General features: G+C 68.1%; 13 protein-coding genes. 3 read left to right on the forward strand and 10 right to left on the reverse strand.

Going from position 1 to position 15,999, the window contains the following annotated elements; translation table 11 throughout:
* Positions 1-161: 161 nt before the first annotated feature.
* The 3 genes from RCH21_RS15470 to speB all read right to left on the reverse strand — a co-directional run bounded on the left by RCH21_RS15470 (position 162) and on the right by speB (position 3,112).
* On the reverse strand, positions 162-365 hold the full coding sequence (locus tag RCH21_RS15470; protein WP_120149931.1) for a DUF2945 domain-containing protein: 204 nt from the start codon (positions 363-365) through the stop codon (positions 162-164).
* Positions 366-428: 63 nt separating this feature from the next.
* Entirely contained in the window at positions 429-2,120 is a 1,692-nt protein-coding gene (locus RCH21_RS15475) for a thiamine pyrophosphate-binding protein (RefSeq protein ID WP_120149930.1), read from the reverse strand.
* Positions 2,120-3,112: an agmatinase gene (gene speB, locus RCH21_RS15480; protein WP_120149929.1), complete on the reverse strand. Its 993-nt coding sequence runs from the start codon at positions 3,110-3,112 to the stop codon at positions 2,120-2,122. The genes RCH21_RS15475 and speB overlap by 1 nt, the downstream gene beginning before the upstream one ends.
* Positions 3,113-3,441: 329 nt before the next feature.
* Between speB and RCH21_RS15485 the strand changes: the two genes are divergently transcribed.
* On the forward strand, positions 3,442-5,250 hold the full coding sequence (locus RCH21_RS15485; protein ID WP_326965188.1) for an amino acid transporter: 1,809 nt from the start codon (positions 3,442-3,444) through the stop codon (positions 5,248-5,250).
* Positions 5,251-5,255: 5 nt separating this feature from the next.
* Here RCH21_RS15485 and RCH21_RS15490 read toward each other — a convergent pair whose 3' ends face one another.
* Complete coding sequence (locus tag RCH21_RS15490) at positions 5,256-5,834, reverse strand: helix-turn-helix domain-containing protein (protein ID WP_120149927.1); 579 nt, start codon at positions 5,832-5,834, stop codon at positions 5,256-5,258.
* 169 nt (positions 5,835-6,003) lie between these two features.
* Between RCH21_RS15490 and RCH21_RS15495 the strand changes: the two genes are divergently transcribed.
* Positions 6,004-7,515, forward strand: coding sequence for a sodium:solute symporter (locus tag RCH21_RS15495; protein WP_120149926.1), 1,512 nt, complete (start codon positions 6,004-6,006; stop codon positions 7,513-7,515).
* A gap of 60 nt (positions 7,516-7,575) precedes the next feature.
* Here RCH21_RS15495 and RCH21_RS15500 read toward each other — a convergent pair whose 3' ends face one another.
* Together RCH21_RS15500 and RCH21_RS15505 are read right to left on the reverse strand one after the other, a co-directional pair.
* Entirely contained in the window at positions 7,576-8,910 is a 1,335-nt protein-coding gene (locus tag RCH21_RS15500; protein ID WP_326965133.1) for an AI-2E family transporter, read from the reverse strand.
* On the reverse strand, positions 8,907-10,637 hold the full coding sequence (locus RCH21_RS15505; RefSeq protein ID WP_326965134.1) for a long-chain-fatty-acid--CoA ligase: 1,731 nt from the start codon (positions 10,635-10,637) through the stop codon (positions 8,907-8,909). Before RCH21_RS15505 ends, RCH21_RS15500 begins: the two co-directional genes overlap by 4 nt.
* 309 nt (positions 10,638-10,946) lie before the next feature.
* Between RCH21_RS15505 and RCH21_RS15510 the strand changes: the two genes are divergently transcribed.
* Positions 10,947-12,044: a VIT1/CCC1 transporter family protein gene (locus tag RCH21_RS15510; protein ID WP_326965135.1), complete on the forward strand. Its 1,098-nt coding sequence runs from the start codon at positions 10,947-10,949 to the stop codon at positions 12,042-12,044.
* Here the strand turns inward: RCH21_RS15510 and RCH21_RS15515 are convergent.
* From RCH21_RS15515 to sucC, 4 genes are all read right to left on the reverse strand, one after another.
* A complete protein-coding gene (locus RCH21_RS15515; RefSeq protein ID WP_326965136.1) occupies positions 12,041-12,511 on the reverse strand; it encodes an SRPBCC family protein in 471 nt (156 codons plus the stop codon). The two genes, RCH21_RS15510 and RCH21_RS15515, sit on opposite strands and share 4 nt — an antisense overlap.
* A 93-nt stretch (positions 12,512-12,604) precedes the next feature.
* Positions 12,605-13,660 (reverse strand): zinc-dependent alcohol dehydrogenase family protein, encoded by a 1,056-nt coding sequence (locus RCH21_RS15520; protein WP_120149921.1) that lies wholly within the window; start codon positions 13,658-13,660, stop codon positions 12,605-12,607.
* A 205-nt stretch (positions 13,661-13,865) separates the two neighbouring features.
* Positions 13,866-14,768: a succinate--CoA ligase subunit alpha gene (gene sucD / locus RCH21_RS15525; protein WP_120149920.1), complete on the reverse strand. Its 903-nt coding sequence runs from the start codon at positions 14,766-14,768 to the stop codon at positions 13,866-13,868.
* Positions 14,769-14,780: 12 nt separating this feature from the next.
* Entirely contained in the window at positions 14,781-15,947 is a 1,167-nt protein-coding gene (gene sucC, locus RCH21_RS15530; protein WP_326965137.1) for an ADP-forming succinate--CoA ligase subunit beta, read from the reverse strand.
* Between the last annotated feature and the right edge of the window lie 52 nt (positions 15,948-15,999).

The raw sequence follows: 15,999 nt of genomic DNA on the forward strand, positions 1-15,999 counted from the left end.
CTTCGCCTCTTTGCGCTGTAACCTTCAATGTTTGACTTGGTGTCCTCTTTGTGGCGCTACTCCCTCTTTACGGGGGGGCACCCCCCCAAAAAATCGGGACGTTGGTGGGGAAACTAGACGGGCACCCCGCGGGGGGGGGGGCCCCTTCTCGTTGTGGAGTACTAGTTCTTCGACAGCGCACTTTCCTTGTGAGCGGCCTTCTTGCCGGACTTCGAGCTCTCCACCGTGTAGTAGGGCTCATCCTTCGACGCCTTGAACTTCTGGTCGTCGAAGGTGAACTCCTTGTCGTGCTTCTCCACGATCTTGCCCTCGGTCTTGCCCTGGGACGTATTCCAGGTGACCTTGTCGCCCTTGCTGAATGACATGGCGCTCCTTCCTCGAGGCGGTGATGCTTCCGAGACTCTCACCCCCCGCTCGAAAAAGAAAGCCTACTGATCAAGGTGGGTCGGGGCGAACAACCTGATGAGCGTCTCCACCACGACGACATTGGGACCCTCGGCCGCAAGGCTCTGGCGGAGCGCTTCACCGATGTCCTCCGGCGCCACCCGCTGGGCGGGCACACCGAACGATTCCGCGAGCGCCACGAAGTCCGGGCGCGCGAGTTCGGTCGCCGTCGCCTTACCGAATGCCCCCTCCATGTACTCGCGGAGGATGCCGTAGCCGCCGTCGTCGACGATCAGCCAGGTCACGGGGATGTCGTGCTGCCGCGCGGTTGCAAGTTCCGCGATGGAGTACATTGCCGAACCATCACCGGACACCGCGAGGACCCGGGCGGGCAGTCCCTTTGACTCGAGGCCGACGGACCCGCCGATGGCGCCGGGGAAGCCGAAGCCGAGGCCGCCGGCACCCTGCGCCGAATGGAACTGCCCGTCCCGGGAGTCCCAGCAGCTCCAGGCCCAGTAGGCCGAGATGGTCATGTCCCAGAACGTCTGCATCCCGGCCGGAACGGCTTCGCGGATGTCCTGCAGGAAGGTGCGCTCCTTGCCGAGGTCCTGCGCCTCGAGCCGGTCTGCCACCTTCGCGAGGGTCGCGGACACCAGGGCCACGGCGTCGTACCCGGGTTCACGGTCCCGGGCAAGGGGCTCCAGCGCCTCGTCGAGTGCCGCGAGCGCCTGGCCGGCGTCCGCCCGGATGCCCAGTGCGGGTCGGTTCGATTCGAGCACGCGCGGCTCGGCATCGATCTGGATGATGCGTCCGCGCGGCTCCATCGTGAAGTAGTTGGAGGTGACCTCACCCAGTGACGAGCCGACCACCAGGAGCACGTCTGCGTCCTCGAGCACCTCAGTCACGTGACGGTCCTCGACCCACGATTGCAGGGACAGCTCATGCGTCCAGGGGAAAGCACCGTTGCCGCCGGGTGAGCAGACCACGGGGGCGCCGAGCTTCTCGGCGATCGACAGCAGCCAGGCTTCGGCCCTGCCGCGCCGCGTGCCTCCGCCTGCGACTATTGCGGGCCGCTTCGAGTCCTTCAGCCAGGCGACCGCCTCGCGCGTGAGCTCGATGCGCGGCGGATTGTCGAACGGCTCGGCGAGTGCGTCCTCGACCTGGGGCACCATGACCGGATCCAGCAGCACGTTCTGCGGGACCTCGACCCAGACCGGGCCCTGGGGCGAGGACACGGCTTCCGTCCACGCGTCCTGGATGGCGGAGGGGATGCCGGAGGCGTGCTGGATCAGGCGCTGGCTCTTGGTGACGTTGGCCGCGGATGCCTTCTGGTCGTCGAGCTGGTGCAGCATCCCCTTGCGGCGGGCCCCGAGTCCCTCAAGCGGGATCTGACTGGCGACGACGACCATCGGCACGCCCGTCGCGTACGCCTCCTGGAGCCCCGCGAGCGACGTGAGCGCGCCCGGACCGGTCGAGAGGAAGAGGACGCCGACGTCACCGGTCGCCCGGGAGAAGCCATCCGCGGCGAAGGCGGAGTTGTTCTCGACCCGCGAGGAGACGAACCGCAGGTCGGAGCGGGAGAGGGCGTCGAACAGGCCGAGGGCGTGCTGGCCCGGGATGCCGAACACCGTCGTCGCACCGAGGGCGGACAGCGTCTCGACCACGAGGTCGCCACCGTTCCGCTGGCCGGTGACGGGAGTGGGGGGCGCGGAGGCGGCGCCGTCCGTGATGTCCATTACCGGTCCTCAGGGGTCGTGGCGGGCGTCAGGGTGTCGGCCATGAGGGTGACGAGGTCGTACGCGACGTGGGACGCGGCGACACCCGTCAGCTCGGCGTGGTCATACGCGGGAGCCACTTCGACGACATCAGCGCCGATGAGGTTCAGGCCACGCAGCCCGCGGAGGATCTCGAGCAGTTCACGGCTCGTGATGCCACCGGCCTCGGGGGTTCCCGTACCGGGAGCGTGCGCCGGGTCGAGCACGTCGATGTCCACCGAGACATAGAGCGGGCGGTTGCCTATCCGGGCCCTGAGCTTGTCGACCACCTCGTCGACGCCCTGGCGGTACACGTCCGACGACGTCACGATCCCGAAGCCGAAGCGGCGGTCGTCCTCGAGGTCACGGACGCCGTAGAGCGGCCCGCGCGTTCCGACATGGGAGATGGCCTCCGTGTCGAGGATGCCCTCCTCCACCGCACGGCGGAACGGTGTGCCGTGGGTGTATGCGGCGCCGAAGTAGGTGTCCCAGGTGTCGAGGTGCGCGTCGAAGTGCAGCATCGCCACGGGTGTACCGGCGCGTTCCGCCGCCGCCCGCAGCAGCGGCAGGGCGATGGTGTGGTCGCCACCGAGGGTGACGAGGCGGGTACCGTCCGCCGTGAGGTCCAGTGCGTTCTGCTGCACCGTCTCGATGGCCTCGCCGATGTTGAAGGGATTCACGGCCATGTCGCCGGCGTCGGCGACCTGGACGCGCTCGAACGGGGAGACGTCGAGGGCCGGGTTGTACGGCCGGAGCAGCCGCGAGGCCTCCCGGATGTGGTTTCCCCCGAACCGGGCTCCGGGCCGGTAGGAGACACCGGAGTCGAAGGGGACGCCGACGACGGCGATGTCCGCGCGGTCCACCTGATCGAGCCGTGGCAACCTCGCGAAGGTGGCCGCTCCTGCGTACCGGGGGATGCGGGAGGAATCGATAGGCCCGAGGTGGCCGCCCCCGGTGACGCGTAGCTCTTCCATGGTGTTCGTCCTATCTGGGCCGCTTCGGCGTGAAGTTGCCTAATATGCATCAAAGGTTTTGCTCAAGGCTATTCGGGCCGTCGAGCAGGGTCAAGGATCACGGCCCCGCAGGCTGGTGGGCCTGCACCCATAAAGGAAGCGTTAAGACGCCCGGATACGCGTCGGCGCAGGCCTACCGTGATGCTGTGAGCTCCTCTGTACGCACTAAGACACCTATTCCGGCCGCGACCCAGGGCAGGAAGCGCCTTGAGCGCTGGCTGCTCGACGAGTCCAGCCGGCCCGCGTCGCCCCAACCCGAACCGGAACGGAAGCAGTCGTGGTGGAAGGTCATGTGCCTGACCGGCGTCGACTACTTCTCGACCCTCGGATACCAGCCCGCCATCGCCGCCGCCGCGGCCGGGGTCCTCTCCCCGCTCGCCACCCTCCTCCTCGTGGCCGTGACCCTCTTCGGAGCACTCCCCGTCTACAAGCGCGTCGCCTCGGAGAGCCCGCGGGGTGAGGGCTCCATCGCGATGCTCGAGAAGCTGCTGCCGAAATGGCGCGGCAAGATCTTCGTGCTCGTCCTGCTCGGCTTCGCCGCGACCAGCTTCCTGATCACCATGACGCTGTCCGCAGCGGACGCCAGCGCCCACCTCATCGAGAACCCCTTCGCTCCCTCGTGGCTGGAGGGACAGGAAGTCCTCATCACGGTGGTGTTCCTCGGCCTGCTGTCCGGGGTCTTCCTGCGCGGGTTCCGTGAGGCCATCGGCATCGCCGTCGGCCTCGTCGCCGTGTTCCTGCTGCTCAACCTCTGCGTGATCCTCGTCTCCGTCGTCCAGATCATCGAGCAGGGCGGCCTGGTGGAGAACTGGTGGTCGGCGCTGACCACCCAGCACGGCAACCCGCTCGTCATGATCGGCCTCGCCGTCCTCATCTTCCCGCGCCTGGCCCTCGGCCTCTCGGGCTTCGAGACCGGCGTCGTCGTAATGCCCCAGATCGAGGGCAAGCCGGGCGACACGGAGGAGAACCCCGCCGGCCGCATCGCGGGCGCACACAAGCTCCTCACCTCGGCGGCCCTCATCATGAGCGGCTTCCTCATCACCTCGAGCTTCGTCACCACCCTGCTGATACCGGCGGCTGCATTCGAAGAGGGCGGACCGGCCAACGGCAGGGCGCTCGCCTACCTCGCCCACCTGTACCTCGGTGACGGTTTCGGGACCGCCTACGACATCTCGACCATCGGCATCCTGTGGTTCGCAGGCGCCTCCGCCATGACCGGCCTGCTCAACCTCGTACCGCGCTACCTGCCGCGCTACGGCATGGCTCCGGCATGGGCCAAAGCTGTCCGTCCGCTCGTGCTGGTCATCACGCTCATCGCCATCCTCGTCACGTTCTTCTTCAAGGCCGACGTCGAGGCGCAGGGCGGCGCCTATGCCACCGGCGTCCTCGCGCTGATCACGTCCGCCTCGGTGGCCGTCACCCTGTCGGCACATCGCAAGCACCAGCGGGGGCTCACCCTCGGCTTCGGCATCGCTACCGTGGTCTTCGTGCTGACGACGGCGGTGAACATGATCGAGCGCCCCGATGGCCTGAAGATCGCACTGTGCTTCATCCTCGGCATCATCGTGATCTCGTTCATCTCCCGCTCACGCCGGGCGTTCGAGCTCCGGGCGACGAGTATCAGGCTGGACGAGGCGGCGCTCTCCTTCGTCAGCGCACAGGACGACGGCGACATCCTGCTGATCGCGCATGAACCGAAGCGCCTGAGCAGTGCAGCGTACCGCCACAAGCTCCAGCACGCGTGCTCGGTGTCGCACTTCCCCCGTACGTCGAAGCCGCTCTTCATCGAGGTCACCGTGGACGATTCCTCCGACTTCGAGACGGAACTGCAGGTGCGCGGCGTCGTACGCCACGGGTACCGCATCCTCGAGGTCCACAGCTCCAACGTTCCCAATACGATCGCGGCAGTGATGCTGCACATCCGCGACATCACGGGTCTCATGCCCCACGTGTATTTCCGGTGGACGGAGGGCGATCCCGTCGGCAACCTCTTCAGGTTCCTCGTCACGGGTGAGGGCGAGATCGCCCCTGTCACGCGTGAAGTACTGCGGGCAGCCGAACCCGACGTGACCAAGCGCCCCTGGGTCCACGTCGGCTGAGGCCGCTACTTACCCGAGGCAGCCGGTACGAGTGTCCAGAGCACGACGGCTTCGCTGCCGTCCGGGTTCAGCCACGTGTGGGGCTCCCGGCCCGGGAAGGTGAGGGTGTCGCCCGCCTCCAGGTCATACCTGTCGTTCGAGAAGATGACCACGAAGCGCCCGGCGACGACATGCAGGGTCTCCACCTCGCAGTCGACCGAGTAGAGCTCGTCCTCGCCCCGCCCGTGCGGTTCGACGACGGCGCGTATCATCTGGAGCCTTCGCTCGGACCTGGCCGTCATGAGTCGCTCGTTGATGCCCTGACCGCCGAGGCTGATCCGCGGGGCGTCGTCGAGCCTCGTCAGGTGTGTCTCCGGCACGAGGAACAAATCGCCGATGGAGATCGACAGGACCTGGCAGAGCGTGACGAGCGACGCCACGGACGGCGACGTGAGATCGCGCTCCACCCTGCTGAGGAAGCCCTTGGTGAGGCCTGTGGCGGCAGCGACCTGCTCGATGGTCATGCGCTGGGCCTGCCGCGCCGCCCGGATCCGGGATCCGATGACGACAGGAGCATTGGTGGGCTCGACGGGCAGGGCCTTCATGCGTGTCCTCTCCTGGGGCAATCAAGGAAGCATAACCGTCACACCGCGAGGACGAGACGTCATCCCCGCCGGCCATGATTGACGCGTGACCCGCGTCACCGGTAGCTTACGGGGCAACAACGGTTGACCTGTAGGCATCCGGGCACGTTTCCCGATCGAAGGGCTCCTCATGCAAGCACTGAACATCGCCATCGTGGTGGCTTACCTCGTCGCCATGCTCGGGTTCGGCTGGTGGGGCAAGTCCCGGACGCGGAACGCCAGCGACTACCTCGTGGCGGGACGCCGCCTCGGACCCTTCCTCTACACCGGCACCATGGCCGCCGTCGTCCTGGGAGGGGCATCGACGGTCGGCGGCGTGGGACTCGGCTACCAATACGGCATCTCCGGGATGTGGCTCGTGGTGGCCATCGGCACAGGTGTCCTGCTCCTCAGCCTGCTGTTCGCCCCGACCATCCAGCGCCTGAAGATCTACACCGTGTCCCAGATGCTCACACTGCGCTACGGCCACCGGGCCACACGCGTGTCAGGCATCGTCATGCTCGCCTACACGCTCATGCTCTGCGCTACCTCGACGGGCGCCTACGCGACCATCTTCGTGGTGCTGTTCGGCTGGGACCGCGCACTCTCCATCGCCGTCGGCGGAACGATCGTGCTCATCTACTCGACGATCGGCGGCATGTGGTCGATCACCCTGGCCGACATGGCCCAGTTCATCATCAAGACCATCGGCGTCTTCGCCCTCATGCTGCCCTTCTCCCTCGCAGCGGCCGGCGGATTCTCCGGAATAGCCGAGCGCGCGGGCGGCGAGTTCTTCAGCATCACCGGCATCGGCGCGCAGAGCATCATCACCTACTTCGTGGTCTACACGCTCGGACTGCTGATCGGCCAGGACATCTGGCAGCGCGTCTTCACCTCGAGGACACCCGAGATCGCCCGCTGGGGCGGCTCTGCAGCCGGCATCTACTGCATCCTCTACGGAGTGGCCGGCGCCATGATCGGCATGAGTGCCAGCGTGATCCTGCCCGCCATCGAATCCCGCGACGACGTCTACGCCGACATCGCACTGAACGTCCTGCCGATCGGCATCGGCGGGCTCGTCCTCGCCGCGGCCGTGGCCGCCATGATGTCGACGGCATCGGGGGCTCTGATCGCCGCCGCGACGGTGGCGCGCACCGACGTCGTACCGTTTGTGGCCGGCTGGCTCGGCAGGGGCGGCGCGAATGGACGCAGCGAGGAGCGTTCGACGTCGGATCACGACGTCGCGTCGAGCCGGTGGTGGGTCCTGGGTCTCGGCCTGGTGACGATCGCCCTCGCCGTGATCGTGCAGGACGTCGTCGCGGCCCTGACCATCGCCTACGACATCCTCGTGGGCGGGTTGCTCGTGGCGATCCTCGGGGGCCTCGTCTGGCGCCGGGGCAACGGGATCGGCGCCGGCGCGTCCATGGCCGCGGGGACCCTGGTGACGCTCGGGGTTATGACCTTCCTCGAGGTCAACGCCGAGAACCAGTACGACGGCATCTACGCCAACGAGCCGATCTACTTCGGCCTGGTCGCCTCGCTCGTCGTGTATGTCGTCGTCTCGCTGGCGACCCGTCCCACCGACGCGTCCGTTATGGAGGCGTGGGACCGACGCGTCGCGGGCGAGGTGCCCGACGACGCGTCGGTCGAACCTTCCCGTTGACCCGGCACCCGGGAGGAGGTCCGGGTAGGAGTCACAGCCGCCAGGTCGATAAAGCGACGATCAGTGCCCCGCGATGGAGGAGCCGCCGTGGCGCCCGTGGCGACCCGCGGGGCCGCCCTCGTTGTCCCTGTCGCCGTCGTCGCGCCCTTCCACCCTGCGATCCTGTGTTCCCGGACGGTCTGTCGATTCCTCGGCTGCCACGCCGGCAGCGGCCAATGCGGCACCCTGCTCCTCCTTCGGAGTCGAGCTCAAGCCGTGACCGGTCTCGTCGAGGGCCGTGAGCTTCTCGGCCTCCTCGACCTCCTCGTCGGTGATGCTGTCGTCCTTCTCCTGGTTCCAGGCCTTGATCGCGGCCCAGCTGACAGCCGCAACCGGAACGGACAGGATGGCTCCGATGATGCCGGCCAGGATGGTGCCCGCGGTCAGGGCCAGCAGGATGACGAGGGCGTGCACCTGGAGCGTTCGTCCCATGACCACCGGCTGCAGGAAGTTGCCCTCGAGCTGGTTGACGACGATGACCACGATGATGACCATCAGCGCCACGAACGGCCCGTTGGCCACCAGTGCGATCAGCGCGGCGAGGACACCGGCGAGCGTGGCGCCCACGAGGGGGATGAAGGCACCGATGAAGACGATGGCGGCCAGGGGCAGGGCGAGCGGAACCCCGAGGACCAGCAGTGCCACCCCGATGAAGACGGAGTCGACCAGGGCTACGATGGCCGTGCCGCGCACATAGCCACCGAGGACGGCCATGCTGCTGTACCCGACACGACGGGCCTTGACGAGGCGCCTGCCCTTGAAGGCACGGAGCATGAAGGCCCAGATCTTCTCTCCGTCCTTGAGGAAGAAGAACAGGATGACCACCATCAGCAGGGCTCCGGCGGTGAAGTTACCGGCCGCGCTGAGGCCGGAGATCGCGCCGGCGCCGACGGTGCTGCTCGTCGCGAAGTCGACAGCCTGGTCCCGCGCCTGCTGGATCTGGGCGTCATCGATGGGGATGGGGCCGTTCTGGACCAGGGCGTAGAGCTTGTCGAAGCCCTCCGTGGCCGAGGACGCGAGCTCACCGGCCTGGCCTACGACGGCGAGGATGATACCGGTGATCAGCCCGCCGAAGACGACGAGGAGCAGGAGGAACGCCACCGTTGTCGCGAGGGACGGCCCCCAGCCCTTTCGTCGCAGCCAGTTCACGAAGGGTCCGATCGCGGCCGCGAGGATCAGAGCCAGGAGCATCGGGATCACGACGAGCCGCACCTGGATCAGCGCGTACACGGCCACGACGGCCAGCGCCAGGAGCATGAGCACCTGCACAGCCCGGATGCTGGCGTTGCCGAGGCTGTCGCGCCATGGGCCCTTCGGAGCGGACGCTTCCGCTCTCGCACGCGTGGGTTGTGTCATGGACTGTCACCTTTTCCTTCGGCACGAGGGCCATTGTCGAGTAATTGCGTGCGCACCTCGCGTCGGAGGATCTTGCCGATCTGGGACCGGGGCAGGTCCTCCGCCTGGATGATGGTGCGCGGGATCTTGTAGGCGGCGAGGGCGCCGCGGCAGTGGGACCGCAGGGCGTCGACGTCGAGGACGGTATCGGGGGCCAGCACGACGACGGCGGCCACGTCTTCGCCGCCGCCGTTCCGTGGCAACCCGACGACGGCTGCGTCGATGACGCCCGGATGGGACCTCAGGGCGTCCTCGACCTCGGTGGGAGCCACGTTGAAGCCACCGGTGATGATGAGCTCCTTGATGCGGTCGACGATCGTCAGAAAGTACTCGTCGTCCATGCTGACGATGTCCCCGGTCCGGAACCAGCCGCCGTCCAGCAGTGCCGCCTGGGTCTCGTCCGGCCGGCGCCAGTAGCCCTGGAAGACCTGTGGCCCCCGGATGAGCAGCTCCCCCGCCTCTCCGGGTAAGCGGTCGTTCAGGGGGTTCTCGGGGTCGACGATGCGCACATCGGTGCCCGGGAACGGGACGCCGACGGTGCCCGGACGGCGCGTGGGGCCGATGGGATTACCCGCCGCGACCGGCGAGGTCTCGGTCAGTCCGTATCCCTCGATCAGGTAGCCTCCCGTGGCCGCCTCCCAGGTCTCGACGGTCGAATGCGGGAGGTTCATGGCTCCGGAGATCGCGAACCTGATACTGCGGAGGTCGGTCCCCCGTTCCGCCGCTCCGGCCGCGAGTCGCTCGTAGATGGGCGGGACGGCAGGCAGGAAGGTGGGCGGGCTCTTCCTCGCCGCGTCGAGGACCAGCTCCACGTCGAAGCGGGGGAACAGGACGAGCTTCGCGCCGATGCTCATCGCGAACGTCAGGCACAGGGTGAGGCCGTAGGCATGGAACATCGGCAGCACGGCGTAGACGGTTTCGCGCCCGGCTTCGAGCCCCGGGACCCAGGCTGCGCCCTGCGCGGCGTTGGCGAGCAGGTTCCTGTGCGTGAGAACGGCGCCCTTGGGTACGCCCGTGGTGCCGCTCGTGTATTGCAGGACGGCGGTGTCCGCAGCATCCGGACGCGGATGTTTCGGAGGGAGGGGACGGTGCCGGAGCAACTCCCGCCACGGCACGACCTTCCGCGGACCGGTCGGCTTCTCCGCCGTCGTCAGCGCTTCCCTCGCCTCGCGCGCCCGGCGGACGGGTAGCCTCAACGCGAGCCGGCGGGACACCGGCAGTGCACGGGTGAGATCGACCGTGACCACCGAGGTGACGGGGATGTCCGCGGGCAGCCGCTGGACCCTGGGTGCCACGCGGTCCCAAACGATGGCCACCTTCGCCCCGTGGTCCTCGAACTGGTGCCGCAGCTCGCGATCGGTATAAAGGGGGTTGTGCTCGACGGCGATGGCCCCGAGGCGCAGCACGGCGTAGAAAGCGATGATGTGCTGGGGACAGTTCGGCAGGACGAGCGCCACGCGGTCGCCTGCGGTCACACCGAGCGAGCGCAGGCCGGCGGCGGCGCGGCCCACGGCGTCTCCGAGCTCCAGGTACGTCGTCGTGGCACCGAAGAACTCCAGCGCTGTCGCCCTTCCGTACGTCCGCACCGAGTCCTCGAGCAGATCGGGGAGCGTGCCCTCCGGCACGTCGAAGGAAGCGGGCACGCCGGGTGCGTAACTCGCGACCCACGGCCGGGCTGCCAGATTCATAAGCCTACTTCCTGTTATTCCTTCGACTGTACCGCGCAGCGCCGGGACTCGGTACCCGAGCCTGCCGGAACGGACAGGCGGTGCATCGACCGGGACGGGCCGTCCGGTAGGATGGTGGGTCGAAGGGGAGTAGCTCCGCGTCCGCAGGATGTGCGGCCTGTCGACATACTGGCGCCACCGGCGCCCGGCATTCCACCGGTTCGACCGGCGAGCGAGACCTTCGGCCGACACGACGTACTGCGTACCCCGGCCGGAGCTTCCTGCTTCGGGGTGGGGTGCGCACGCACCCGAGCACCCGGAGCATTCCCCGTGACGATTCCCGAGCAGTCCCCCTCCCGCACCGACGTCAAGCGTTGGCGCCAGTACCTGGCCGACGAGAGGGGCGAAGCCGCCACCTATCGTGACCTGGCCCGCCGCAGGACCGGCGAGGAGCGTGAGATCCTCCTCGGCCTCGCCGAGGCGGAAGGCCGCCACGAGGCACACTGGCTCGCCCTCCTCGGCAACGACGTCGGCCGTCCACTCCGGCCGTCCGTGCGCAACCGGATCCTCGGCGTGCTCGCGCGGCAGTTCGGATCGGTCTTCGTCCTCGCGCTCGCCCAGCGGGCAGAGGGCCGTTCCCCCTACGCGACGGACCCCTCGGCAACGAGCGCCATGGTAGCCGACGAGCAGATCCACGAGGAGGTGGTGCGCGGCCTCGCCACCCGTGGCCGCAACAGGCTGTCCGGCAACTTCAGGGCCGCCGTCTTCGGCGCCAATGACGGCCTGGTGAGCAACCTCGCCCTGATCATGGGCATCGGGGCCACCGGAGCCTCCACCTCGTTCATCCTCTTCAGCGGTCTGGCAGGGCTCCTGGCCGGCGCATTGTCGATGGGCGCTGGCGAGTACGTGTCCGTCCGATCGCAGAGGGAGTTGCTGTCCGCCACGCGCCCCACGCAGATCACCCTGACGGCGGCGAAGGAACTGGACATCGGTGCGAACGAACTCGCACTCGTCTATCGGGCACGCGGAATGACTCCGGCCGCCGCGGAACACCGTGCCGCCGAGCGGCTCGGGATTTCCAGCTGCGACTGCGACCCGAGCTTCTCGCTGCAACCCGAGGCGGACGACGCCGTCGACGAACACGAGGCCGTCGGCACCGGGCTCGGGGCCGCGGCCTCGAGCTTCTGCTTCTTCGCGTCCGGCGCCGTCATCCCGGTGCTGCCGTACCTCGTGGGGCTGAGCGGGGTTCCGGCCGTCGTCGTCGCCTGCGTGCTGGTGGGGCTGGCCCTGCTGGCCACCGGCGCCGTCGTCGCCCTGCTGTCCGGAGCCTCCCCGCTCCGCCTCGCGCTGCGGCAGCTCGCCATCGGACTCGGCGCGGCCGGGGTGACCTACCTCCTCGGCCTGCTCTTCGGCACGTCCGTGGCCTAGGCGGCGCCGCGCTCCTGCAGCACGTAGTCCTCGAGCTTCCCGAGGGTCGCCTCGATGCTCGCCGGGTGCCTGCGCGTGAAACCCAGGATCCGGAAGATGAACCTCCAGCGCACCTCCCTGCCGTCCCACTCCTCCCGCACGAGGGTCGACTCCCCGCGCGGCTCCAGTGTGTAACGCCAGACGTGTGCCGAGAAGTGCCGCCATGCGATACGGCGGCCCTCCTCGAACTCCACCACACGGTTCAGGATCTTGTAGGACGCGCCGATGCGCATGTCCATCCCGAACCTCGCACCCAGCGACAGCCGGGCCGGGCCGTTGGGCTGCTCGCCGCGCACCGTACCCGAGCCGTCGATCACGCTGTGCAGGGCGGGCGTCGCGAGCACCTCGAAGATGCGGTCCGACGGAGCATCGATGAGGCGCTCGCGGGAGATGAGGTAGGCCGGGTCCGTGCCGGCTGTGGGTGTCATGGGGCCATTCTGCCCGGTCCTGAAGGACCCGCCGCCCCCTGCCGGTGCCGCAGGCCTTCCTCGCGGCGGGCCCTTCCGGGGGCGCACCTGCGGTCAGGGCTTGAGCAGCACCTTGATCGCGCGCCGCTCGTCCATCGCCCTGTACGCCTCGGCGGCGTCCTCGAGCGGCATCTCGACGTCGAACACCCGGCCCGGGTTGATGGTCCCGTCGAGCACATCCTTCAGGAGCTCGGGGATGTACGTGTGCGCGGGGGCCATGCCGCCGCCCACCGTGATGTTCTTCGCGAAGAGGACTCCGATCGGCAGCTCCGGCCCGCCGGCGGGCACCCCGACGAACCCGAGGTGGCCACCGGGACGCGTGCTCCGCAGGGCCTGGTCCATGGACTCCTTGGTCCCCACGCACTCGAGGACGGAGTCCGCGAGCACTCCCCCGAGCAGTTCGCGCACCTTCTGCACGCCCTCGTCGCCGCGCTCGGCAACGATGTCGGTGGCGCCGAACTCACGGGCGAGGGCCTGGCGATCCTCGTGGCGGGACATGGCGATGATGCGCTCTGCGCCGAGGCGCTTGGCGGCGAGCACTCCGCACAGCCCGACGGCGCCGTCCCCGACGACGACGACGGTCTTGCCCGGACCCACGTTGGCCGACACTGCGGCGTGGTGTCCGGTCGACATGACGTCGGAGAGGGACAGGAGGCTTGCCGTCAGGGCGGCGTCGGGCTCGGTCACGCCGTCGACCTTCCGCAGGGTGCCGTCGGCCTGCGGCACCCGGACGGCCTCGCCCTGGCCGCCCTGGAGGAAGTCGCCGTGCTCGTCCGTGCTGCCCCAGCCCGCGAGGTGGTCGCAGGCCACGGTGACGCCATTGAGGCACTGGGGGCACTTTCCGCAGCTGTCCACGAACGGAGCGATCACGAAATCGCCGACCGACAGCTCACGGACGTCGTCGCCCACCGACTCGACGACGCCGACGAACTCGTGGCCGATCGCCTTCGGCTCCTTCGTCGGCCGGACGCCCCGGTAGGGCCACAGATCCGACCCGCAGACGCAGGACGCGGTGACCCTGACCACGGCGTCCGTCGGGCGGATGATGGTCGGATAGTCGCGGTCCTCGACGCGGATATCGCCGGGCCCGTGGATGATGGTGGCGCGCATGTTGTCTCCTAGAAGCTTGCCTGACGCAATCGGTAGTCCCCTTCGCCACCCTACAAGCCGCGCCCTGGTACCCCCTACCGATTCATCGCACCCTCCCCGTGCTTGAACTGGTGCTCCCCTTGCTTCAGCGTCCTGGGGTGCACCGGAAACGCAACAGCCTCCCCCGCACGTGCGCGGGGGAGGCTGTAGGCGGTGTGCTCGCGTACTAGAGGGTTGCGTAGACCTCGCGGAGCAGCTTCGCGGTCTCGGACGGCGTCTTGCCGACCTTGACGCCGGCCGCCTCGAGAGCTTCCTTCTTGGCCTGCGCAGTCCCGGCCGAACCGGAGACGATGGCGCCTGCATGGCCCATGGTCTTGCCCTCCGGAGCCGTGAAGCCGGCTACGTACCCGACGACCGGCTTGGTGACGTTGGCCTTGATGAACTCGGCGGCACGCTCCTCGGCGTCCCCACCGATCTCACCGATCATGACGATCGCCTTGGTCTCGGGGTCGGCTTCGAACGCCGCGAGGGCGTCGATGTGCGTGGTGCCGACAATGGGGTCGCCGCCGATGCCGATGGCCGTGGAGAAGCCGAGGTCACGCAGCTCGAACATCATCTGGTAGGTCAGGGTGCCGGACTTCGAGACGAGGCCCACGCCGCCCTTGCCGGTGATGTTCGCGGGCGTGATGCCCACGAGGGACTCACCCGGCGTGATGATGCCAGGGCAGTTCGGCCCGATGATGCGGGTGACCTGCTGACCGTTGGCATCGACCTTGGACTGGGCCAGGGCCCAGAAGGACGCCGAGTCCTGGACCGGCACGCCCTCGGTGATGACCACGATGAGACCGATGCCGGCCTCGATGGCCTCGACGACGGCGTCCTTCGTGAAGGCCGGCGGCACGAAGACGATCGACACGTCGGCGCCGGTCTCCTTCATGGCTTCCTCGACCGTGCCGTACACGGGCAGGGTCACGTCACCGTGGGTGACGGTGGTGCCGGCCTTGCGGGCGTTGACGCCCCCGACGACCTGCGTCCCGGCCTTCAGCATGAGGGCGGTGTGCTTGGTGCCCTCGCCGCCGGTGATGCCCTGGACGAGAACCTTCGAGTCCTTGTTGAGATAGATAGACATGTGTCAGAACCCTTACTTTCCGTAGGCCAGCGCGGCGGCCTTGTCGGCGCCTTCGTCCATGGTGTCGGCGATGGTGACGAGCGGGTGGTTGGCCTCGGCGAGGATGCGACGGCCCTCCTCGACGTTGTTGCCATCGAGGCGCACGACGAGGGGCTTGTTGGCTTCGTCGCCCAGCATCTCGAGGGCCTTGACGATCCCGTTCGCGACGGCGTCACACGCAGTGATGCCACCGAAGACATTCACGAAGACGCTCTTGACCTGGGTGTCGTTGAGGATGACGTCCAGACCGGCTGCCATGACCTCGGCGGACGCTCCGCCTCCGATGTCCAGGAAGTTGGCCGGCAACACCCCGCCGTGGGCTTCGCCTGCGTAGGCGACGACGTCGAGGGTCGACATGACCAGACCGGCTCCGTTGCCGATGATGCCCACCTCGCCGTCGAGCTTGACGTAGTTGAGGTCGTTCTCCTTGGCTTTGGCCTCAAGGGGATCGGCGGCGTCCTTGTCCTCGAGGGCGGCGTGGTCCGCGTGGCGGAACTCGGCGTTCTCGTCGATGGTGACCTTGCCGTCCAGGGCGACGATGTCGCCCTGGCCGGTCTTCACGAGCGGGTTGACCTCGACGAGTGTCGCGTCCTCCTTCACGAAGACGTCCCACAGCTTCAGGATGGTGGTGATCACTCCGTCGCGGATGTCGGCGGCGAATCCGGCCGCGTCCACGATCTCCTCGGCCTTGGCCTGGTCGATCCCGGTTCCGGCATCCACGGCGATGCGCGCCAGCGCCTCAGGGCGTTCGACGGCGAGCTGCTCGATGTCCATGCCGCCCTCCACCGAGCACATGGCCAGGTAGTTGCGGTTGGACCGGTCGAGCAGGACGGAGAAGTAGTATTCCTCGGCGATGTCCGCACCCTGCGCGATCATCACCCTGTGGACCGTGTGCCCCTTGATGTCCATTCCGAGAATGTCCGAAGCGTAGGAGAAGGCCTCGTCGGGGGTCTTGGCGACCTTGACTCCGCCGGCCTTGCCGCGACCGCCGGCCTTTACCTGGGCCTTCACGACGACGACGCCGCCGATCTTCTCGGCTGCTGCCTTTGCTTCTTCTGGGGTGTGCGCCACGATGCCGGCGAGCACGGGAACTCCGTGTGCCTCAAAGAGATCGCGCGCCTGATATTCAAACAGGTCCACGGGCTAGAGTCCTTCTACGTCGAAGTAGGTTTACAAGAGGGAACTTTAGCCC

Source organism: Arthrobacter sp. PL16, from assembly GCF_035985055.1.
Lineage (GTDB): Bacteria > Actinomycetota > Actinomycetes > Actinomycetales > Micrococcaceae > Arthrobacter_D > Arthrobacter_D cheniae.

Excerpts from the sequence above, each read along its gene's own strand:
- RCH21_RS15470 (WP_120149931.1), bottom strand. The coding sequence starts at position 365 with ATGTCATTCAGCAAGGGCGACAAGGTCACCTGGAATACGTCCCAGGGC.
- RCH21_RS15475 (WP_120149930.1), bottom strand. The coding sequence starts at position 2,120 with ATGGACATCACGGACGGCGCCGCCTCCGCGCCCCCCACTCCCGTCACC.
- speB (WP_120149929.1), bottom strand. The coding sequence starts at position 3,112 with ATGGAAGAGCTACGCGTCACCGGGGGCGGCCACCTCGGGCCTATCGAT.
- RCH21_RS15485 (WP_326965188.1), top strand. The coding sequence starts at position 3,442 with ATGTGCCTGACCGGCGTCGACTACTTCTCGACCCTCGGATACCAGCCC.
- RCH21_RS15490 (WP_120149927.1), bottom strand. The coding sequence starts at position 5,834 with ATGAAGGCCCTGCCCGTCGAGCCCACCAATGCTCCTGTCGTCATCGGA.
- RCH21_RS15495 (WP_120149926.1), top strand. The coding sequence starts at position 6,004 with ATGCAAGCACTGAACATCGCCATCGTGGTGGCTTACCTCGTCGCCATG.
- RCH21_RS15500 (WP_326965133.1), bottom strand. The coding sequence starts at position 8,910 with ATGACACAACCCACGCGTGCGAGAGCGGAAGCGTCCGCTCCGAAGGGC.
- RCH21_RS15505 (WP_326965134.1), bottom strand. The coding sequence starts at position 10,637 with ATGAATCTGGCAGCCCGGCCGTGGGTCGCGAGTTACGCACCCGGCGTG.
- RCH21_RS15515 (WP_326965136.1), bottom strand. The coding sequence starts at position 12,511 with ATGACACCCACAGCCGGCACGGACCCGGCCTACCTCATCTCCCGCGAG.
- RCH21_RS15520 (WP_120149921.1), bottom strand. The coding sequence starts at position 13,660 with ATGCGCGCCACCATCATCCACGGGCCCGGCGATATCCGCGTCGAGGAC.
- sucD (WP_120149920.1), bottom strand. The coding sequence starts at position 14,768 with ATGTCTATCTATCTCAACAAGGACTCGAAGGTTCTCGTCCAGGGCATC.